The sequence below is a fragment of the Proteus sp. CA142267 genome, from assembly GCF_003336825.1.
GTDB classification, from domain to species: domain Bacteria; phylum Pseudomonadota; class Gammaproteobacteria; order Enterobacterales; family Enterobacteriaceae; genus Proteus; species Proteus terrae.
Genome location: NZ_QPMG01000011.1, coordinates 77,463 through 98,678, shown reverse-complemented (window position 1 = coordinate 98,678; position 21,216 = coordinate 77,463). Strand labels below are relative to the sequence as shown.

General features: G+C 32.3%; 15 protein-coding genes and 3 pseudogenes. 10 read left to right on the top strand and 8 right to left on the bottom strand.

Annotation, left to right across the window (positions count from 1 at the left end; all coding sequences use genetic code 11):
• The first annotated feature begins 268 nt into the window (after positions 1–268).
• Positions 269–1,915 (top strand): lipid IV(A) 4-amino-4-deoxy-L-arabinosyltransferase, encoded by a 1,647-nt coding sequence (arnT, locus tag C0T34_RS15980; protein ID WP_109850454.1) that lies wholly within the window; start codon positions 269–271, stop codon positions 1,913–1,915.
• Between the two features lie 496 nt (positions 1,916–2,411).
• On the opposite strand, the gene C0T34_RS15975 is transcribed toward arnT, so the two are convergent.
• The 6 genes from C0T34_RS15975 to C0T34_RS15950 all read right to left on the bottom strand — a co-directional run bounded on the left by C0T34_RS15975 (position 2,412) and on the right by C0T34_RS15950 (position 12,390).
• Entirely contained in the window at positions 2,412–3,764 is a 1,353-nt protein-coding gene (locus C0T34_RS15975) for a TolC family outer membrane protein (protein WP_109850453.1), read from the bottom strand.
• On the bottom strand, positions 3,764–5,089 hold the full coding sequence (locus tag C0T34_RS15970; RefSeq protein WP_109850452.1) for an HlyD family type I secretion periplasmic adaptor subunit: 1,326 nt from the start codon (positions 5,087–5,089) through the stop codon (positions 3,764–3,766). Before C0T34_RS15970 ends, C0T34_RS15975 begins: the two co-directional genes overlap by 1 nt.
• A 16-nt stretch (positions 5,090–5,105) precedes the next feature.
• Entirely contained in the window at positions 5,106–6,845 is a 1,740-nt protein-coding gene (locus C0T34_RS15965) for a type I secretion system permease/ATPase (RefSeq protein WP_109850451.1), read from the bottom strand.
• A gap of 164 nt (positions 6,846–7,009) precedes the next feature.
• Positions 7,010–8,437 carry a serralysin family metalloprotease gene (locus C0T34_RS15960; protein WP_098943982.1) on the bottom strand — a complete coding sequence of 476 codons (1,428 nt, stop codon included), beginning with the start codon at positions 8,435–8,437 and terminating at the stop codon, positions 7,010–7,012.
• Positions 8,438–8,772: 335 nt separating this feature from the next.
• Positions 8,773–10,401 carry a M10 family metallopeptidase C-terminal domain-containing protein gene (locus C0T34_RS15955; protein WP_109850450.1) on the bottom strand — a complete coding sequence of 543 codons (1,629 nt, stop codon included), beginning with the start codon at positions 10,399–10,401 and terminating at the stop codon, positions 8,773–8,775.
• 189 nt (positions 10,402–10,590) lie between these two features.
• Positions 10,591–12,390 carry a M10 family metallopeptidase C-terminal domain-containing protein gene (locus C0T34_RS15950; protein WP_109850449.1) on the bottom strand — a complete coding sequence of 600 codons (1,800 nt, stop codon included), beginning with the start codon at positions 12,388–12,390 and terminating at the stop codon, positions 10,591–10,593.
• A gap of 540 nt (positions 12,391–12,930) precedes the next feature.
• Here C0T34_RS15950 and C0T34_RS15945 point away from each other — a divergent pair.
• The gene (locus C0T34_RS15945) at positions 12,931–13,815 is read left to right on the top strand and encodes a helix-turn-helix transcriptional regulator (RefSeq protein ID WP_109850448.1); all 885 of its coding nucleotides are present in this window, start codon (positions 12,931–12,933) and stop codon (positions 13,813–13,815) included.
• Here C0T34_RS15945 and C0T34_RS15940 read toward each other — a convergent pair.
• Positions 13,809–15,065 (bottom strand): Zn-dependent hydrolase, encoded by a 1,257-nt coding sequence (locus tag C0T34_RS15940; RefSeq protein WP_098943978.1) that lies wholly within the window; start codon positions 15,063–15,065, stop codon positions 13,809–13,811. The two genes, C0T34_RS15945 and C0T34_RS15940, sit on opposite strands and share 7 nt — an antisense overlap.
• 946 nt (positions 15,066–16,011) lie before the next feature.
• Between C0T34_RS15940 and C0T34_RS18360 the strand changes: the two are divergent.
• Positions 16,012–16,167 (top strand): annotated as a pseudogene (locus C0T34_RS18360) (DUF4400 domain-containing protein); the annotation flags it as partial.
• A gap of 108 nt (positions 16,168–16,275) precedes the next feature.
• On the opposite strand, the gene C0T34_RS15930 reads toward C0T34_RS18360, so the two are convergent.
• Positions 16,276–16,665 (bottom strand): DUF2786 domain-containing protein, encoded by a 390-nt coding sequence (locus C0T34_RS15930; protein ID WP_226892402.1) that lies wholly within the window; start codon positions 16,663–16,665, stop codon positions 16,276–16,278.
• Between the two features lie 625 nt (positions 16,666–17,290).
• Between C0T34_RS15930 and C0T34_RS18440 the strand changes: the two are divergent.
• From C0T34_RS18440 to C0T34_RS15910, 7 genes and pseudogenes are all read left to right on the top strand, one after another.
• Positions 17,291–17,371, top strand: a pseudogene (locus C0T34_RS18440) (transposase); the annotation flags it as partial.
• 254 nt (positions 17,372–17,625) lie between these two features.
• Entirely contained in the window at positions 17,626–17,811 is a 186-nt protein-coding gene (locus C0T34_RS18355) for a hypothetical protein (protein WP_239450337.1), read from the top strand.
• A 170-nt stretch (positions 17,812–17,981) separates the two neighbouring features.
• Positions 17,982–18,143, top strand: coding sequence for a hypothetical protein (locus tag C0T34_RS18235; protein WP_192940894.1), 162 nt, complete (start codon positions 17,982–17,984; stop codon positions 18,141–18,143).
• Between the two features lie 544 nt (positions 18,144–18,687).
• Positions 18,688–18,927 (top strand): annotated as a pseudogene (locus tag C0T34_RS18425) (TraI domain-containing protein); the annotation flags it as partial.
• Between the two features lie 117 nt (positions 18,928–19,044).
• Positions 19,045–19,443 (top strand): DNA-binding domain-containing protein, encoded by a 399-nt coding sequence (locus C0T34_RS18420; RefSeq protein ID WP_343224040.1) that lies wholly within the window; start codon positions 19,045–19,047, stop codon positions 19,441–19,443.
• A 377-nt stretch (positions 19,444–19,820) separates the two neighbouring features.
• Positions 19,821–20,267, top strand: coding sequence for a hypothetical protein (locus tag C0T34_RS15915; RefSeq protein ID WP_109850444.1), 447 nt, complete (start codon positions 19,821–19,823; stop codon positions 20,265–20,267).
• Between the two features lie 85 nt (positions 20,268–20,352).
• Positions 20,353–21,090: a site-specific integrase gene (locus C0T34_RS15910; protein WP_109850443.1), complete on the top strand. Its 738-nt coding sequence runs from the start codon at positions 20,353–20,355 to the stop codon at positions 21,088–21,090.
• The last annotated feature ends 126 nt before the right edge of the window (positions 21,091–21,216 follow it).

Here is a 21,216-nt window from a genome sequence, read left to right as displayed (position 1 = left end):
GTTTTGTTTTAATACTATCTAGATAATCTTTTGATAAAAAGACGCCTGTTATTTAATAAAATATCAATCTTTCATTATTTTAATTTCTAATGAGGCTGTTTTATTGTTTTGATTTATATGGGTAAAATGTTTATTAAACATCATTTTAGTTGGTTAAAAATAATAATTAATTATAATTTAATAAATAATAATTGAATCTTTTATAGGATAGCTATTCTAAGTGAATAGTTCGTATAAAGTGATATTGTTTTATTTTAATGGGGAATATATGCGTGTTGACTTTGTAGAAAGATATAAATGGTTTCTACTTTTTATTTTTATATTTCTAACTTATTTAATTCCTCTAGAAACGCGGTTACTCTGGCAACCCGATGAGATCCGCTATGCTGAAATTAGCCGAGAAATGCTGGTATCAGGAAACTGGTCTGTACCTTACATGCTGGATATTCGCTATTTTGAAAAGCCAGTATTGGGATATTGGTTAAACAGCATTGCACAATGGCTATTTGGCGGAGGTAATTTTTCTGTTCGTATTGTTGTTGTGACTTCAACCTTATTAACCGGCTTATTTGTTTATCGTGCCACTATGCTAGTTTGGCATAACCGTACTTTGGCGTTTAATGCACTAGTGGTCTTTTTATCCTCGTTTCTTGTGTTAGCAATTGGTACCTACAATATTCTTGATCCTATCGTGACAATGTTTGTCACTATCGCGATGTATTACTTTTTAAGTGGATTATCTGCACAAAATAGAAAGTCAAAAATCAGTGCTTATATTTTAGTCGGTATTTTCTGTGGATTAGGTTTTTTAACTAAAGGCTTTATTGCTGTTGTATTACCTGCGTTAGTTTTTGTTGTAACCGCAATTAGCTTATCTCGTTTTAAAGAAGTCCTTTGTTATGCGCCAATAGCGCTTATCTCAATGCTTGTTATTGCGGGTCCTTGGGTGATTTCTGTTGCACTTCAAGCTCCTGATTATTGGCACTACTTCTTTTGGATTGAACACGTTCAACGCTTTGTTGAAAAGGATTCAGCAAGATCGCAACCTATGTGGTTTTATTTACCTATTGTTGTTTTGGGTATTTTGCCGTGGTTAGGGTTCTTATTTGGCGCTCTTAAATCAGCTATTTTTTTGAAAAAGGGAACGCTTTATTTTTCGTTTTGGTTATTCCTATTTTTTGCATTCTTTTCTGCCTCCAGCGGTAAGTTATTAACCTATATGTTACCTTGTTTTGTGCCACTCTCTATATTGATTGCACATTACATGGAAGAGCTAAAAGATAAACAAAATGAAAAAATTCATAATATCAATGCGATCATAAATACTGTTTTTGGGCTTATAGGCGTTTCTATTATTGCTTATTCGCTGTTCTCTTCACGATTTACGTTATATGAAACAAATGAACAATATAAAGCGCTGCTGGGTATTGTGGGCTTTTTATTTTGGAGTGTGATGGGAATTGCTTCACTCTTTAAACCCACACGTTTACTGACTTTATTCTGCTCGATAGGATTAAGTCTAGTAATTGGGTATGCCATTCCTCATAAAGTTGAAAGCAAAAGCACCCCTGAAAAAGCAATTAATCACTATTACAGTGAGCTAGCAGATAAGCCTTATATTTTAACTGATGAAGTCGGGATTGGCACGTCCTTAGCATGGAGTTTAAAACGCACTGATATTCGTTTAACAGAGACGAAAGGGGAGCTTGCTTATGGTCTGGCATATTCTGATGTGCAAAATAAATATTATGATCTTAAGCAGTTAGTTAACTTAATTGAAGAGAATAACTATCAAGGGCTTGCGATTGTTTTAGTCCGACCAGAGCGAAAAGAAATATTATCTGTTATAAGTCAGTTAAAGGTAAAACCTATTGTAGAAAAACAGGGTGATTTAACATTCATTTTCTTTAATTAATTGATTTAAAACTCTATTTGTATTTTCCAAGAGACGGTTATAAAAGAGAAAATAAATTTAGTTTCAGCTTTAAAATGACATCAATTTGATTTTTTGTGTTGTTTTTATGTGATCAAAGCCAAAAAATGGATTTTGTTGAGAAATATATTTTGCTCTTTTTAGTTTTAATGGTAGGTTTAAAATGTGTCCATTAAATCGGAGTTAGCTAAGCACTATATGACAAGTCACTTTACTTTATCAGAACCCCCGCCCAAACAAAATGTACTTATGAATGGGGGTAATTTATGCTGATTTTCCTAGCTGAATGTTTTATCGGTCTAGCATCAATTGCTCTTACTCACCGTGTATTAACGTTGTACGGTACTAAAAAGAAGTGATGATACCCGCTAGCTAAAATAAGTAATCAACAGTTGCTTATAATTAAAAGTCCTATATCTATCGCGATCTAGGACTTTTATAATTATATTAATCTTTCTTATTAAAAAATTTAGCAATTCTATTGAAAATAACCTTCAATCAATTTTATTTTTTCAGTATCCAATGTATTAGTATATTGATGTAATAATGTCCAAGCCTGAATATAATCATATTTAGCTTTAATTAAATCCTGTTGAGCGCGATATAATAATTCTTCAGCATTAAGAACATCGACCATTGTTCTTTGCCCACCAATATAACTTTTTTGAGTTGCATCTAGTTGCAATTTAGCAGAAGAAACAGATTGCTCATAGGCATTCAATTTAATATTACTCGTTGTGCATATTTGGTATTGATGACGTAGTTCTTGTTTAATTTGCTGGATAATGGCATCTCTTTCAAAAGCACTCATTTGATATAGTGCAGTAGATTGGCGCATTGAAGCTGTTGTTTTTCCACCATTAAATAAAGGCAAACTGACATAAAAACCAACGTTCGCTGATTGATATTTCTGATTTACGGTATTATTACTATCGGAATCACTATTAGAATAAGAAGCATAGAGTTGCACTGTTGGGAAAAATTCACCTCTATTTTTTTCTACTTCTTGTTTTGCTATTGCCATTTCATAACGAGCTGTTTGAATATTGAGGTTGCTTTGCATAGCCTCATTTTCCCATGATTCATAATTCTTAGGTGTGATAGGTTGTAATATAAAACTATTATTGCTTAATTTTGCTATATGCTCTGCATAAGGAAGTGATGTACCAATCATTGAACTTAGTTTATTTTTAGCATTATCTAACTCAAGCTGGATATCTGTATATTGAGATTGAGTTAAATATAATCGTGTTTGGATCTCTGAAATATCTGTTTTTGTTCCTTCACCTAATTCGAATAAACGCTGACTTGATATTAGCTGTTTTTTATAAATATCTTGCTGTGAAAGATTTAATAATAATTTATCCTGTGCATAAGCCAATTCTATATAATTATCTACTAATCTGATCACAAGCTCAGAAAATTTAACTTGATAACGACTGTCAGATAATAATGTTTTAATTACTGATGATTTGTAATCGCTAAATGCCGTGTAATCAAAGAGTGGTTGGCTAATAATGGCACTGACAGAATGACTTTGATAATTCTGATATTCGGTTCGTTCCATTTCTCCTTGATTTGTATTAATAGGGTAAACTTTTCGTTGCCAATTTCTTGGGTTGTTTTGATAGTTTACATGTACACTTGGAAGTAATTGAGATAATCCAATATTTTCATACTCTTTCCCCGCAACCTGTTCTTTAATCGCAGCATTAAACGTAGGATCATTTTTTACTGCTAAGAAATAGAGATCAGACAAACTGATGGCAAAAGAGTGAAAACTTAACATCCATATAAATAAAATGGCAGAGAGTTTTTTTGTTTGCATCATTATTCTTCCGTCAATGAAGTATGGATCCTATCTAAAACAGGTTTGAATAAATAATTTAGTAATGAGCGATCACCTGTATTAATAAATACATCAACTGGCATTCCTGCCTTTAATTTATTTTTATTGTCTTCAAGAAGCGCATTATCTTTAACATTAATAAACACTTGGTAATAAGGTTCTGTCGTTCTTTCATCGAGAAGTCTATCCGCTGAAATTAACGTTACCTCTCCGGGGATTTTAGGCGTTGTATTTTGATTAAATGCACTAAACATTAAATCAACAGGAAGGCCAAGGGTAACTTTATCAATAAGATGAGGGGCTAAACGAGCCTCAATAATTAATTGGTGATCTTGAGGAACAACTTCCATTAATGTTTGACCTGTTCTTACTACACCACCTTGAGTAAAAACAGATAAATCCATTACTATTCCTGAAATTGGGGCAGTAATTTGCATTTTTTTCAGTTTATCTATTTCAATAATAAGTTGTTTTTCTGTTTCACTTATTTGTAATTGAACTTGATTAAGTTCAGTACGTGCTGATTGGTAAAAATTAGCATTGCGTTGCAATATTTTTTGCTCATATTCCAACTTCTGTTTTTCTAATGTACTTATTTGCCCAAGTGTATCATTGAGATGGTTATTATTTTCAGCGAGTTCACGCTCAATTTCTTGATAACGATGGCGAGGAATATAGCCCTCATTAGCAAGTGTGTATAAATCTTTGATTTGATTTTGTAAGCTATTAATTTGATGCTGTTTATTTTGAGTGGATTTTTTTAAATGAATTAAACGATTAGAAACTCCATCAATAATAGCGTTATAGCCATTTATTTCACTATGCAATTCAATATACTTTTCATTAAGTAATTTGTTTTGAAGCAGTAATAATTTATTTAAATTCTCTGAAGGAGAGTAATATTCTTCATTAAGATCTAAGGTGAACTCTGTTTTTTCATTCAATTGAGCATATAAGCGCTGTTGAGTAATAAGTAAATTATCATATTGTTCTGATAAGGATTTTACTAAAGCTTTTGATTGAATAGGACTTAATTGAATAAGTGTTTGGCCTTCGGTTACGCTATCTCCATTCTTCACTAAAATATCAGTAATAATGCCTTCTACTGATGCTTGAACAGTTTTTTTATTACCTGAAATTGAGACATTTCCTTTAGCAGATACGCCTTTATCTAAAGGAGCAAAAGCTGCCCAAAAAATAAAAATAGCAAGACCTAAAAGAATAACTGACCATCCTATTATTAAGAATTTTCTAGGATCATCTGAAATTCCATGAACAATATCGATTTCATTTTTTTTTGTGATCATAATAGTCTTCTTAATATTAAATATTGCTTTGAGTAATAGGTGTGGTTGCTGGCGTTGGCGCACTCTTTATTGCTGATGAGTTATTTAACTCAGCAATAACTGCTGTTGTAGAGCCAAATAATTTAGTGTGACCATCGAAAAGAACTAAGAGTTTATTGGTCACTGAGAGTAATTGTTTTTGATGCGTAATTAATATAACGGTTTTCTTGTTTTTTTTAAGCGTTTGAATTGCTTGCATTAACGCTTTAATGCCCAAATCATCTAAATTAGAATTTGGCTCATCTAAAACAACTAAAGCAGGATTTCCATACAATGCGCGAGCTAACGCTATACGTTGTCGTTGTCCTCCTGATAACCCTTCCCCATGAGCACCAATAACGGTTTCATACCCATCAGGAAAACGTAAAATCATCTCATGAACATTTGCCATCATTGCAGCTTGAGTGACTTTTTGAGGATCTATCTCAGAAAAACGTGCAATATTTTCGGCAATTGTACCGGGGAAAAGGGCGATTTCTTGTGGAAGGTATCCAATATATTGACCAACTTCACTTTTATTCCATTGATATATATCTGCATTATCAAGGCGTATGGCACCAGTTTTAACTTCCCATATGCCAACAATAAATTTAGCTAAAGAGGATTTTCCTGAAGCACTAGGGCCAATAATACCAAGTACATCACCTGGGCTTAGTGAAAAATGAATATTATTTAATAGAGTACGTTCCGTTTGAGGGTATTGAGCTTGATTAATATTGACCGTTAATTCACCTTTAGGGGCAGGTAGCGCCATTTTTTTATTTTCTTCAGGATACGCGTTTAGTAGCGTGGTTAATCTTTTATAAGCTTCTTTACTACTATCCCAGTTTTTCCATACACCAATTACTTGTTCAATTGGGGCTAAAGCACGACCTAATAGTATTGATCCTGCGATCATCATTCCTGGGCTAATTGTATTATCTATTGCTAGCCATCCGCCTAATCCTAACATTAAAGACTGCAGTGCCATTCGGGTGACTTTTGTTATTGCATTGACACCAGCTGCATTATCACTTGCATGAGTTTGTGCTTGTAGATATTTAAAGTGAGCAATTTGCCATTGGTTTCGTAAATAACCTAGCATTCCCATTGCTTCAATAGGCTGTGGATGTTCAAAATGATAGCCTTGTATTAGTTGTGCTTGATTAGCAAATTCATTGGCCTTTTTTAATGATGATCGAGATAAATATTCATTAAGAATTGCCAACGAAAATAAAACGAGTGCACCGCATAATGCAAATAATCCTAACCATGGATTAAATAATGCGATAACAAGAAGATAAATAGGGAACCAAGGTAAATCAAAAAAAGCAAAAATAGCATGACTTGTAATAAATTGCCTAATAGTCACTAAGTCATTAAATGCTAAAGAGGAGTTAATGCCGGGAGTTTTGTTCAATTTTGCTTGATATGCGGCAGTGTAAATTCTTGAATTTAAAGATAAATCTAGTTTGTTGCTCATTCTAATGACAATAATACTTCTTAAATACTCTAATCCTCCCATAAAAATAAATAATGCTAACATAATGAGCGTTAGCATTAATAAAGTCATTTCATTACCTGAAGGTAAGACTCGATCATAAACTTGCAACATATAAATGGAAGGAACTAACATTAAAATATTTATTAAGGCTGTAAATATTCCAATGGAAAGAAATACTTTCTTTCTCTCTTTTATAATATTTGTTATTTCATTATTGTGTTTGCTTTCTGGCATAATGTTATTCCTGATTTTATTCCTATCTGTTTATTGCTATTTACTGCATTTTTTCTATCAATGCGGAGTGATAAATCTATCTTTTTTTTAATAAAAGAATATAAAAATAGCTCCGTATTGGTAAAAAAAGTAGGAGAAATACTTCTCTCCTACCCAATGCCAAATTAAACAATAAAGTCAGTTTCGTAATTAACAAATCCTACAATGTCAATTTTGAAATCAGGGCTATATCCATAACCATAAGCATTAATAGCAAGTTCACTTGAGTTTGTTGCTTGATCATATTTAATGGTTGCTTCACCTGAGCGACCTGTAAAATTATCAACAAAATTAAGGAATTTTTGGCTAAAGGTATTTTCGATTAATTCTGATAAATCAATCTTATCAATACCTGATTTGAAGTCCATTATCTTGTCAGCGGCAGAGATTAAAGAGTCAGAGATCTCTTTATAAACAAAGGTATTACTACCTGTACCACCCCATAATGTATCTTGACCACCGCCACCATACAGTATGTCGTTACCGCCACCACCGATGAGAATATTATCAGCATCATTTCCATAGATAATATCATTACCTGAGCCACCGATTGCATTTTCTATTGTAACGCCTTGTGCAATAGAAACGTTTTTCTGTAGTCCGCCAACATCAGAGAAATGACTCTCACGTAAATCAATAACTTGATCTTGATAATATCCTGAGAAGTCAAAAGTATCGTTACCACCGCTATCCCAAACGGAGAATATTAATTTATCGTTACTGCTTGTTGCTGTGTAATAATCAATACCTGTGTTTGAATTGAAACCATAAACATCATCACCTGTTCTGGTTGTTTTATTTGCACCATAGAGGTATTGCATTGCTGAAATATCATGAAGTAAAGGTGCACCTGCATAAGCACCTTGGAAGTGTGCGCCTGTTTCATATTCATCCCAATAACTCATAACAGTATATTGGCGGCTGTCTTCAGCGTAGTCAGATTTTAAATAACCTGGTACATTTTGTCCTGCGTTATAATCTCCGGGATGCATTAAACCGAGTGCATGACCAATTTCATGGATAATAGTTAAGCGACCATAATTACCTAATTCAGGCGTTGTATTACCCGCATAATAATAATCACTAAACCAAGCTTGGCCTGAAACATCACGCCCGTAATAATCATGGGTGTTTGGTAATGTTGCATAAGCTTGGAACTTGCCATATGGATCAGTAATATTCCCAAAAGTAATATCTGATTTTACATTTGGTCCTACTTCTGTAAATTTAATATTTGCGATATCAGACCATGCATCTAAAGATTGTCTTGCATGTTCTTTCTGTGTTGAATTAAATCCATAGGGATTTTTATCACCAAAGTCATTAAACTTTTTACCTGCCCAAGTTGGGAATGAATATGTTACTTCTGCTGCTTGACCGATAACATATTTCCCATTCCATGTGGAATTTTCACGTGCTATATGTTTTCCTGCAGTATCATAATCAAAAGAAGGTAGAGTCTTAGCTGAGAAATTATAAAAAATTCCACTCTTATCTAATAAATCAGAAACATTAGATAGTCCCACTGCTTTTTTTAATAAAGAAGAACCCATAATATCCTCCGGATATCAAGTTTAGGTTAAGTTTATTTTCATGTTGAAAATAGTTTAATTATCTGGCGAGCGCCAGAAATAATAAAGATAGCTATTTATTGATATTAATCCAGAGGGGGAAAATATGTTTTTAAATAATTGTGAAGTGAGGTGTGTTTTAAGTCAGAATAATTTAATTAAGTAAATAAAATTATCGTTATTTTTCCGAGAGGTATTTTTTTTATTGTTATTGTTTTATTTTGTTATTTTTATTGATATGAATATAACTTAAATCTTATATTTTATTAATCTAAGTCATATTTTTAAGTTATTTGAAGTTTAACTTAATTTTATTTTTAGCTGTTAAATATATCATCAAAAATAAAATTTCCCACAAGATCGATTGTGTGAATATACTTTGTAGATTGTATTTCTTTTGAAATGGAGAGTTGAGTAGTGTTTTCTATATTGTGATAATTTATTGAAATAATAATTTTTTTATCTTCAATTAAATCTTTAATGCTGAATATATCTTTATTCATATCAGAAAATAACAAGCGATCATCATTTATATTAAAATCCATAATTTTATTACGGTTATTATGATTGTTAAGACCTAATATAAATATATCTTTTCCTTTTCCACCACTGAATTGATTACATCCTTTATCATCCCAAAGAATATCATTTCCATCAGAGCCATATAGGATGTCATCATCTTCGCCACCATAAAGCCAATCATTGCCTTTCCCACCATAAAGGACATCATTACCTTTATTACCATAAATAGTATCGTTACCGTTATTACCATAAAGATGATTATTAGTGCGATTACCAATAATAATATCATCATTAATACCACCAATTGCATTCTCAATGACAGCACCATATGCGATAGAGAGATTACTTCGTAATCCTCCAATGTCAGAAAAAGCACCTTCATTGAGATCTATTTTTTGTCTTGCGTTATATTTATAAAAGTTAAGAGTATCAACACCTCCGGCATCCCAAATACAACTAATAATAACATCGTCTGGTGTAGTTAAACTATAACAGTCTCTTTGTGTATTAGAATTAAAACCATAAATAGTATTACCTGTTCGAGTCGTTAAATTTACTCCATAGAATTTTTGAATGACATATATATCGATTAATAATGGAGACATAGGAAAAAGACCACCCAAATCTGCCTCTTCTATTTTTGGGTAACGATATGTCATCACTGAATATTTAAAACTATTTTCTTCAATATCAGGATTATTACAATTATTTCCTCTGAAGGTATGAGGTAAACCAAGAGCATGTCCAATCTCATGTATATAAGTTTGAGTTTCTTTATTTCCTTTTTGAAATATTATAGGTTTATTATTTATATGACCATCTTTATTATTATTTTTATATAAAGTAATATGTGAATCTGTTTCTATATAATAGTGATTTATATTATCTGACTTTTCTTTAAATGCATCTATTTCATTTTTTTGCTCTGGTGTTATTTTATTTTTATTGAATTTTTTTATACGTATAGTTGTGGATATATTAATCCAAACATGTCCTCCATTACTGTAATCAGTGATTTTTTCTATTTTCTTACTGGGATCTGTATTATTTAATGGGAATGTTGCAACACCTTTCACTAAGTGAGATGTGTCTTTTGTTATCTCATTTACATTATTATAAACACCAAATTTAACATTGGTGTCATATTTGTTATCTTTCTTAATAAACTTAATTTTTGCAACATCAGACCACAGTTGTAATATTTTTTCGGCAACTTCTTGTTGATGTTCGTTTAATGTTGTAATTGTTTTATATTCATTTTCTCTTAAATCACTCCAATCGGGAAAGCTATATGTTACTTCAGTAAAATCACTATTATGATCATGCTTTTTCCATCTACGCAGTGGTTTAAAGCTCTTTATTAGCTTGATAATATCATTATTTTCTAAATTTTCTAAAGAGGTATCTTGATGAGTCGTACTCATAATGTATTAATATCCTTTATTATGAAATTTCCCCATGTAAAAAACCTTATTATTATTTTAAACAATAAGATTTTTATCTTTAAAAAATACACTGTGTTTTATGAAATATTCCCTTGAAACTAAAGGCGCTTAATATATTACTTGATGATTTCTCATCAAGTAATATATGAAAAAATGCTTGTGTTTTAATTAACAGAATAAATCTTCATATTCGTATTTACCAATGATATTAATATTTAAATATTTAGATTCTGAGGTTTCTGCTGTGTTTATTTTTAACATTGTAATGTTTTTAATATTGTCATAATAAAGATTGCCTTCATTATTATTTAGACTATTTGAATTTACAATATTAATATTATTTATAGCCTTATTATTATCTATATTTTTATAAAAATATATTTTATCAATGCCAGATTGAAAATCAGTAATTAAATTTGAGGAATTATTATCTTTACTATTAAAGCTAAAGGTATCATAACCTGCACCTCCTGTTAATTGGTTATTGCCCATCCCTGCATCTAAATAATCATTACCTTCACCTCCATTAAGTACATCATTACCTTTAGCACTGAGTAAAATATCATTACCCAACCCGCCATAAAGAATATTATTTCCTTCTGAGTCCCAAAGATAATCATTTCCTTGTCCACCAGATAGGTAATCGTTGCCTTCGGAACCCATTAGATAATCATCGCCTTGTTCTCCATATAAGAGATCATCTCCTTCTTCTCCATAAAGATAATCATTTCCTTCTCCACCATATAAGAAATCATTACCTCCTTTAGCGTATAAAGTATCATCACCAAGCTTACCAAATAGTCTGTTATTAACATCATTTCCAGATATGATATCTGATTTACTGCCTCCTATTGCATTTTCAATAACAGTATCATAGGCAATAGAAATATTAGCTCGTAATCCTCCCACATCAGAAAAACTTCCTTCACTAAGATCTATTTTTTGGTCAACTGAATATTTTGAAAAATCTAATGTATCTATTCCCTCTGCATCCCAAATACATGTAATAATTTTATCTTCAGAGGTATTTAATGAATAATGTTCTTTTTTTGTATTAGAATTAAAACCATAAGTGGTATTACCAATATGTGTGAATTTATTCTGTCCATACGTTGCTTGAATAGCGTAAGTATCCATTAACTGTAGTGTTAAAGGAGACATACCTTTAAAATCAGCATGTTTAAATTCAGGATAGTTATATGACATTATTGAATATTTAGTGGTGTTTTCTTCACAGTCAGTTGTTTTTTGTCTTGTAAATGTATGTTTTAGACCAAGAGCATGGCCTATTTCATGATTAATTACTCGTTGTATTTCGGAGCTATTTTTGAATATATTTTCTGTATTATCAATATGAGCCAAAGCATTATTATTTTTTAGTATTAAATAATAATCATTATTTTCTTCAACTACATAATCAATAATATTTGCTTTGGATTTAAAGTTGTTTACTATTATTTTTTGTTCTGGGGTTATTGTTGATTTTCTAATGTATTCAATAATACTCATGTCGGAAATATTTATCCAAATTTGTCCACTAAAACTATAGTCTTCAACTTTTTCTATTTTATTTTTTTCTATTTTATTATTTTTTTCTAGATTGTTTGGATGATAGGCAAATCCTCTTGTTGAATAGCTTGTATAACTTCCTATCTCATTAATGTTATTATAAATTCCAAATTTAATGTCTGTATCTTTTTCACTTTTTACTTCAATAAATTTAATATTGGCAACTTCTTCCCATTGCTGAAGTTTTGCTCTAACTAAATCTTTTCCTTTTTCATTGAATGTTGTGAGTGTTTTATATTTATCACCTCTTAATATTGACCAGTTAGGAAAACTATAGGTTATTTCAGTATAACCTTTTTCAATATTATAATTTTCCCATTTATTAGTTGATTCATTTATTTTCATTATGTTGTAAATATAATGAAAATTAGGTGAAATATGTTTTAAATATCTATTCATGATTAATCCTCATTTTTAAGAAGCTAGTAGTTTATCGATAACTCGCTAAATGCCTTTCAAAAAAGAGATATTTTAAATAATTTTAAGGCTAATTAATCTTGTGAATTGGTATTTGAATAAAAGGTGATAAAGTTTATTATTGTATAATGCTGATATTGTATGTTTTTTGTTTGTGTATTTATATTTGTAATTGAAAAGGGGTTAATACGCAATTTATATATTTTTAATTGATATTTTATTGAGTTAATGATTGTTAATCGGTGGATAATAGTGAATAAAAAAGTGCTGTTATATCCATTAACAGCACTTTTTGTTTTTTTATTGTTAATTTTTACTGCTTTTCCCCTGGTGAGGTTACCTGCTAAAAGCAGGTTTATTGAAATAGACTAACTTTTTACTGCAAATTTCTTTTATTTACCTCATTGTGAGGAAGGTGATTCTTTTTATTTTGGGTTTAATTTAAACTATCTGAACTAACGTCTTATTGTTGTGCTGTTACTTTACCCTAGTACTTTGTGCATTTGGGAGCTAATTATAAATATGCCTTACATACCTAGAGAAAAAATAGATTACCAAGCCATTGGCTATCGCCTGCGTGCTTACCGCATCGCCTCCTCATTAAAAGCTGAAGATGTAGCAGAAAGCTTGGGTATTTCTCGTGCCGCTGTATATCGGTTAGAAAAAGGCGAAATTGTTAAAATTGAGACACTTGATAATCTTGCTAGATTATTAAATACCTCGTTAACCAGTTTGTTGGGCATTAATACTGAATATTATTCAAGTGCAAATGGCTTTTTTGAACGAATGCGCCAGCTTGAAACTCAATCCTCACATATTTACACCCACTTCGAACCTTTCTCTTACTTATTAACTTCAGATTGTTATGACAAAACATTGGTGGAAATGCTAACAGAGGCTTCACCCTTAAATCTTTTGTCTGAAAAACAACAAGAAGTTTTGTCTATCTTAAAAGAGCGTAAGAAACATCAGTCCTTACATTCCCCCTATATTTATAACCTTATTAGCCAACAGCAAATTGAAAAATTTCTTTATGTTGGCATGCTAGGTTCGGTCAATTTAACTAAAACAGTGCAACAAGAAAGAAAACAACGAGCAAAAAATGAGATTCTTCATTTAATTGAAAAGTTAGAACAAAAAAATAGTTATCTTAATATTGCAATCATTTCAGATACTATGCCGTCTTTAACTTTCCAATTATTTTATCAAGATAAAGTACCTCTTTCTTTAGCCGTTAGCCCGTTCCGTTTAGGTGAGTTTCCTAATGTCAGTACGGGCATAGCGACTGTGACTTCTTCAACTGAGGCGATATTTCAATATCAATCTCTTTTTGATAAGTTATGGTTAAAAGCAACCAAGGGGAAGGATGCTATCAACCTTTTAAAACAAATAGTTAGAAATTACTGATTAGCAAGTGTGCCTAATGTTTCTGCTAATAAATCTGCAGCAACAGCAATATCACTAAATTCGGTAAATTCATCAGGATGATGACTAATACCGGCAACAGATGGTGTAAAGATCATTGCAGTTGGACAAAGTGGCGCCATATTCATTGAGTCATGGCCTGCACCACTTAGCATGGTCATGTAGTTGATATCGTGTTTTTGGCATAAGCTTTCAATAACTTGGCAAATTGAATCATCTAGTTTTACTGGCGATTCAGCAGAAATCGGTTGAACATCAATAGAGACACCAAAATCTTTTTCTGCTTTCTCAACACTATTATTGAGGCGTTGTACAACACGTTGAATACTTTCAATATCAATACCACGAATATCAACAGAGAATTTTACTTGTCCTGGAATGACGTTCATGGAGTTTGGTACAACATTGAGTTTACCCACTGTACCTACAGTGCCATAAACGGCTTCAGTACATGCTGCACGATTGATATCTGTAATAATACCCGCACTCGCAACTAGAGCATCTTGGCGCTGGTACATTGGTGTGGCTCCAGAGTGATCTGCATGGCCATTAACCGTAACCGAGAAACGAGTTGGTGCAGCTATTCCGTTGACAATACCGATAGTTTTCTTGTCATTCTCAAGGCGTTTGCCTTGCTCTATATGAAGCTCAACAAAGGCACTAAAACGATCTTTTGTGATTAAACAATCATCAAGATTATCATGTTGATAGCCTAAAGATTTTAGAACTTCAAAGAAATTATTGCCGTCGTCATCTCTATTTTGTTCCCAGCGAGCTCTATCTATTTTGCCTGTTAAAACCTTACTGCCAATACATGAAAAGCCAAAACGGCTAGATTCTTCTGCACGGAAAACAACAAGTTCAAGGTCTCGTTTAAGTTGTTGTGGTTTGAATTGCATTAAGGCATAAAACCCAGCGATAACACCCAAAGCTCCGTCATAAGCACCACCTTGAGGTACAGTATCAAGGTGAGAACCAGTACCTATTGCAGGGAGTGAGCGATCTTTACCGGGTAAGCGAGCGTAAAGTGTACCAATACCATCACGATAAACTTCAAGCCCAGCTTCTTTCATTAAACTAGCAAGATACAGATGGGCGGCTTCATCTTCTTCGCCATAGGCAATACGAGTGATCCCTTTGCCACTGTTATCTTTTTTATAAATTTGCATTGTTTCAATTAACGCTTTCATATCATCAATTGAATAATGAGTTGCTGTATCTTGTTGAGTCATAAGAGAATTCTCCCGTGGTTTCTGTAATATCTCTTTGTCTAAAAAATGAGACAGTTTAAGGATTAAAAAAGCCATCTTCAAAGATGGTCACTGTTTTTATGATCATTGCTTATTATATTTACTGCTGTAGCTATATTTCGTCAATGATAATTAAGGTGAATTTCATATTTTGTGAGGTAGGTATTAATTAAAAGGAGATATATATCTAGAGTATTTCTTAAATGAATTTAATTTGTATGATAAATGTTATAAAATAGATCGCTTTTATTTTAAATATATAAAAGAGTATATGTTTTAAATTTTCATTTTTAAATGAAAATAAGAATTAGTATTAATAGTGGTTTTTAGTAGAATGAAATATTATTCATGATAAATTTAAATCTTTATATAAAATAGAGTTAATGAATTTTAATGATGTTAAAAATAATATTGTTAATAAGATAAATATCTTATCTTATATATTTTTAGTTAAAGTTAATTTTTTATTTTATTCTAATAATATAGGATTTTATTTTCAGGTAAATTGAAAAAGTAGTTATTAACTATTGATAATATTTGTTAATAAAATTGAAAAAATGAGAGAAAAAATAAATTAGTACTCAAGCAAGTCGGTTTTTTGTGTGGGTCTATCGGTACATTATGTAGTACTCTAGGCGTTGATATGGCTATTTATTCCGCATGCTGTTTATATAAGAAAGAGAATAAAAGTGAGTGATTTTGATGCGTTATCACTATTTCCTGGTTGGAGATTTTTCTATTTCATATATCTTAGTTTTTACTTTTTTATATATTATATAAGTTGCAACTTTACCTTCTTAATAAAGGGATTTGAATTTTAAATTTAATATGTCTATTGTTTATTTACTTTATTGTTAGTAGTTGTCTTATTATATTTAAATTTGGTGATAAATATTTTCTTGGTGAGTTATTTATAGGATCAAGTAATAAAGATATTACTCGATATGGTTGTCTATTTTTTGCTCTTTATCTTTGTATATCACTACCATTTGCAGTTTATCCGAATCTCTTGTTGTTACCTTCTATCTTGTTGATAGGTAAGGCTATTTGTGTGAAAGTGGGGAGCTTTAAGAAGTATTTTTAGGGATTATTCCTTTTTATTAATTGAGATGCGATGGAGTTGCTGATGTTTAAGTTAATTTAATATATTTAGGTTTGAAATAGTAATAATTATATGAGGGATAATTCCTTCTCATGCAATAAAACCTACATATATAAATAATGTCAATAGCAATGTAGATAGGATTATACTAGGAATTAATTTTACTCTTTCATTTCTAGTTTCTATTTTATTTTCAATTGACTTTCGATAACTAGTGAAAGCATCATCGAGATCTGAATATTTATCCTTGTTACTGTCTGTTTTTATATATTCTCCGTTTTCCCATAATTTTCTTTGTTCCTCAATTATTTGTTGTTCTTCACGTCTTTGTTGTTCATTATCATTTGAGATTGGGCTATAAATCTCGGATAAGAATATGTTATGCTTTTTCATAAAAGCCCTAGCTTTTGAAAATGCATTACTAGCTTCATTTTCATTACTTGCTCGCTCAGCAAGAACCATTAGTTTTTTTAGTTTAATGATAGCTCTATCTTTCTCATTTATGGTAAAAATTCATTTATTGATTATATTAGACAGTTATATATTACGAGGAAAATATTTAAATATCCAAGAAATAGTGAATTTATTATGAATGAGATATAAAAAATAGCGTAGTAAGGCCTTTGTAGTCTATCAAGTTGTCATTTTATATTTCCTGAATGCTGTACTTGTTATTTCTGATTTATTAGATGTATCTCATTAAAGGCACTAATTGTCACTGAGTGTATGGAAAATATTCGACTAAGAAAGTATAATTTTATGTGGTAATTTTTTAGAACAATGTGTTATGTACACATTGTTCTAATATCTACGATGTGATTTCTCTATTATTCCACAAAGTTCATCATTATTTAAAATAACAAGAAATTTTATTTCCCCGCTGTGGCGTTAGTTCCCTATAAAACTTCCACTTTCCCATTTCTGATTTTCTACTGCTTAGCCAGTTTTTTCCTGCCACTCTGCTTTCTTTATACAACAGTATCTAAGAAGGTCTACTTATGCGAATTGTTCAAATAAGAGAAGGGTTTGTAAGTATCCCGGAAAAAAGTCCCATTCACTTTCAGAGCTCTTTGTCCATACTTATATGTATCCTACGGAGATCGCTATGCCCAAAGCTCGATTTACTGAACATCAGATTATCGCCGTTCTGAAGTCCGTTGAAGCCGGACGTACAGTCAAAGATGTCGCCGATATATCCGAAGCAGCTACTACAACTACCGGTGTGCTTACAGTGACACTTATATGATGGGGAACCAGCAAGGGCAAAGCACAAGTATTGATACAGGAATAAAGTAGGCTATCAGCAGTTTAGGTACATTCTTAGCTCAAACGACACAGCTACCTGCTTTTGATGCATTACGCCAAGGTTTACCGATGATCCATGCGATTTTACTAATGGCTTTGATTATCATCATTCCGTTGATTCTGTTGCTCGGCGCTATGTATATCGTATTACCGCTTTTTTGGTTTGGTGCTGTAAGTTGGAGTGGGGTAAATCTTGGATTTGCTGTGTCTTCAGCCATTTCAAGTGGTTCAAAAGGTGCACAACAAGCTGGTGCTCAAGGTGGTTCGGTAATGATGTATGTGGTTAAAAATATTGAGATGAAGGGCTCTTATAAGAAGTAATATAGAATTAAAACATTATTTTATTTAATCAAATAATGAATTTCTTATTTCTTTGAATTGGATTAATAATTAGTTTTTCTTATTGATTTGTAATCCATAAGCACATACTATAAGTGCACCTTTTATATAAAAGGTATCAGTTCCTGTTTATTGAAAAAAAGGAGTAATTTATGGAAGCAAAAACAGGTGAAGTCTGCCCTCAGGGCGGAACCTGGGCGTTAAAATCAGATAAAACTGTGACACGTTCAATCGGGGTTGGTAATAAGATGCCACCTCATCCTGACCACAAAACAGCAGTAACTTGGGTTTTGGTTAAGAAAACTGGTGGTTAAAAGTATATAAATAAAAGCTAAAATTCATTATTTTTTATTTATATTTTTAGGCGGTGTTGAATGTTATCGCCTATTTAAATTTTATTTTTTCTTATTATTTTTGTTGGTTATCATTTTTGAGTTAAGAAAAATTTTATTTTTATAAATTTAAGTATGAATCATTACAACTCTATTTAAACCTACCTACTAAGTATCCCTATCGTTTACTCTTCAAATATTACCTCGTTGTTCTTAACAACAGCCAATGCTTCAGTGTTCATTATTACACTCGCGATTTAAAAGAAGCGTCTTAGGGCAATTGCAAGCTAACATCATCATTATCTGATAGATGGATATCCTCGGGTGATAACTGCTAGATAATACAAATAATGAAGATACCACCTGCGCTATTTGAAGCACTCTGTTATGACTGATGTCATAAAGACATCAGCAAGAGGAGCATTAAGCGATAGGAACGAGGCAGCGTCACTTGTGTAAATGCGTAAGCGATACCAAGTGACGCTACGCGCAAACAGCACGCTTTTGCTTATGTCATTTTGAAGTTGAATTCAAAAGTGGAAAACGATGGTTTCCATTGCAGAAGCCATTAACGGAGCCTTATCGATTTCGATTTATCGCTGAAATATCACAAAATCAAATGAGATGTTTTGGCGCGATGCTCGCATGGAAAATAATTCCACCCGATGCAATAAATTGGTTAAGTCAATATCCTAAAGCGCTTGAGGCGCTATCAATGTATTTAACAGGATTTAGAGAACAAACAGGTATCGTAGACGAAATTGTTTCTAAAGCGATTACTTTAACGCTTGCACCATCTCAAAGTGAGATATCATTGCTTGAAAGCGATGTATTATCAGAAAGTATATCTCTAGAAAAAAAAGAGCCTACCGTGATATCAGGAATGCAATTACCCCCTACTGATAATCAAATCATCGATATGGGTGATGCCTTTTGGCAGTGGCTAATTGAGCGTTGTGTGAATGGTCATCTCTCTATAAACCAACCTAATGCACAAATTCATATTATTGCAGGATATGTTTTTATCGTTACTCCCAATATTTTTTATGTGTTTTTAGCTGAAATGAAATTACCTAAACAAGATAAAAGTAAGCTTCAAAAAGCGTTTGAGAGACTGAAATATCATCGTCATGATCGAGGTAATATGTTTACTTGTCGGCTCTTTCAAAATGAATTATTAGAAGGGCAATTTAAAAAATTAAGTGGCTACTTAATTCCAGCAAATAAAATATTCACAAGCAATAATAAGCCTGCTGAAAATACATTACTGGTTGTTGTATAAAGATTTTACAATGAATTTGCAATGTGGCATTTGCTTATTAAATTGTTTGGTGAAATATCCATCAGAGATAGAAAATAATAATAGTAATTCCACTAAAACAGTCTTGCTCCCGTTGATTAATCACGGTATCTTTCACTCGCACCTGCAAAATCAGGTGTCGGGATTAGCCTCCTGAAAAATACTTCACTGACAACACACAATGTACTCACATTATGTGTTTGCATTCTGCTACATCTCAATGGTGGGCTGGATGAGGGCGTCGAAAGACGCGCCGACGTCAGTGAGGTCGGTAAGGCTAACCTTGTTCAGTTCCACCACCTATGAGATTAGCCTCTCCAGTGGTGGAAATTAATACCACTCACTGAGGATGCCTAAATATGGCAACGACCCCTAACCCAACTCATCCATTACTTGCTATTCAGTTCGATTCCACAACAGATTTCATAACACTCGTTGATTATTGCGATACTTTTGTAGATGCATTGATTAAGTTTGATGATCTTGCACTTCAAATGGCATTATGTTGCCGTCTTAATGCCTGTTTAACACTCTTGCAATCTACGTTAGATGAGCCTATCCCTCCTCATTTGGTGAAATGTTTTATTACCAATAAAATACCGCCAAGCCTTCCTCGCTTTGATTTTGAATGTACTGAACTTTGCCAGCATTGCATTACGCTGACTCAATTTCTTGCAGAATTAGGTTTTTCAAGTGAGAAGGGTAAAAGTCTTATCTGGTTATTGAATGATTTAATTAATTACTTTGTTGCTGAAATGCGAGCACCTAGATGGTTACGCACCCTTAATGGAGTGGAACCAGGTTGATCAATTAACAGTCCTTCAATGGTGATATATTGTTTTAGGTGACAATAAACGCTCAAGTAGAACATGGAATAATAAAGTGACTCATATGAGAGCATTGTTTAATTTTGGAATAGAACAAGGATTATTACCCCATAAAAAGAATCCTTTTAATGGTACGGTAGTTCGTGCGGGAACCAAAAAGAAAAAGGTTCTGACTAAATCACAGATGGATGATATGTATCGTCGAATGGCGCACTATCTAGAACTTGAAGAAAAGCAAAGTTATGGTTACGTGTGTGATGGACGAAAAAATGCATTATATCCAGCGTGGTTTTGGATGACGGCAATGAATGTATTTCGTTATACCGCTATTCGCCAAGGGCAACTTCTGCATATTAGATTGGGGGATATTAATCTTGAAGAGAAGTGGATCCATCTATGTGAGGAGGGGGCTAAAAATCATCGTGAACATCGGGTACCGATTGTTTCTGCATTATACCCATCACTAGAAAATTTAGTGAAAGAAGCACAAAAGGTAGGTGTAGAACTGATAGATCAAGTATTTAATGTTGGGTGGTTTGATTTAATGAAAAGAAAGAAACATCCCAAGACGATGGGAGAATACCCGTTACGTTCATTTTTCAAGCGCTTATCGGAATGTAATTTTATTGTATCACCTCACCGTTTTCGACATACCGTCGCAACGCATATGATGCAATCACCAGAACGTAATCTTTATGTTGTGAAAAGGCTATTAGGACATGCCAGCATTACATCGACATTAGAATACATTGATGAAAGTGTTGATAATTTGCGAGACATACTTGAAGCGGAATTGATGTGATGAAAATAACAGGAGGAGTATCAAGATTTGACAGTGATTAGGAAAGAAAGTAAAAGTTACAAATAAAAAAAACAGCCTTGGTTTGAGCAAGACTGTTTAGTTTAAGAGTTCCAACATAAAGTGACA

Bases quoted from the DNA above. Each gene is read 5' to 3' on its own strand.
- C0T34_RS15975 (WP_109850453.1), bottom strand. From the start codon at position 3,764: ATGATGCAAACAAAAAAACTCTCTGCCATTTTATTTATATGGATGTTA.
- C0T34_RS15945 (WP_109850448.1), top strand. From the start codon at position 12,931: ATGCCTTACATACCTAGAGAAAAAATAGATTACCAAGCCATTGGCTAT.
- arnT (WP_109850454.1), top strand. From the start codon at position 269: ATGCGTGTTGACTTTGTAGAAAGATATAAATGGTTTCTACTTTTTATT.
- C0T34_RS15950 (WP_109850449.1), bottom strand. From the start codon at position 12,390: ATGAATAGATATTTAAAACATATTTCACCTAATTTTCATTATATTTAC.
- C0T34_RS15915 (WP_109850444.1), top strand. From the start codon at position 19,821: ATGGCAACGACCCCTAACCCAACTCATCCATTACTTGCTATTCAGTTC.
- C0T34_RS15940 (WP_098943978.1), bottom strand. From the start codon at position 15,065: ATGACTCAACAAGATACAGCAACTCATTATTCAATTGATGATATGAAA.
- C0T34_RS18355 (WP_239450337.1), top strand. From the start codon at position 17,626: ATGTATATCGTATTACCGCTTTTTTGGTTTGGTGCTGTAAGTTGGAGT.
- C0T34_RS18235 (WP_192940894.1), top strand. From the start codon at position 17,982: ATGGAAGCAAAAACAGGTGAAGTCTGCCCTCAGGGCGGAACCTGGGCG.
- C0T34_RS15965 (WP_109850451.1), bottom strand. From the start codon at position 6,845: ATGCCAGAAAGCAAACACAATAATGAAATAACAAATATTATAAAAGAG.
- C0T34_RS15970 (WP_109850452.1), bottom strand. From the start codon at position 5,089: ATGATCACAAAAAAAAATGAAATCGATATTGTTCATGGAATTTCAGAT.
- C0T34_RS15910 (WP_109850443.1), top strand. From the start codon at position 20,353: ATGAGAGCATTGTTTAATTTTGGAATAGAACAAGGATTATTACCCCAT.
- C0T34_RS18420 (WP_343224040.1), top strand. From the start codon at position 19,045: ATGCAATTACCCCCTACTGATAATCAAATCATCGATATGGGTGATGCC.
- C0T34_RS15955 (WP_109850450.1), bottom strand. From the start codon at position 10,401: ATGAGTACGACTCATCAAGATACCTCTTTAGAAAATTTAGAAAATAAT.
- C0T34_RS15960 (WP_098943982.1), bottom strand. From the start codon at position 8,437: ATGGGTTCTTCTTTATTAAAAAAAGCAGTGGGACTATCTAATGTTTCT.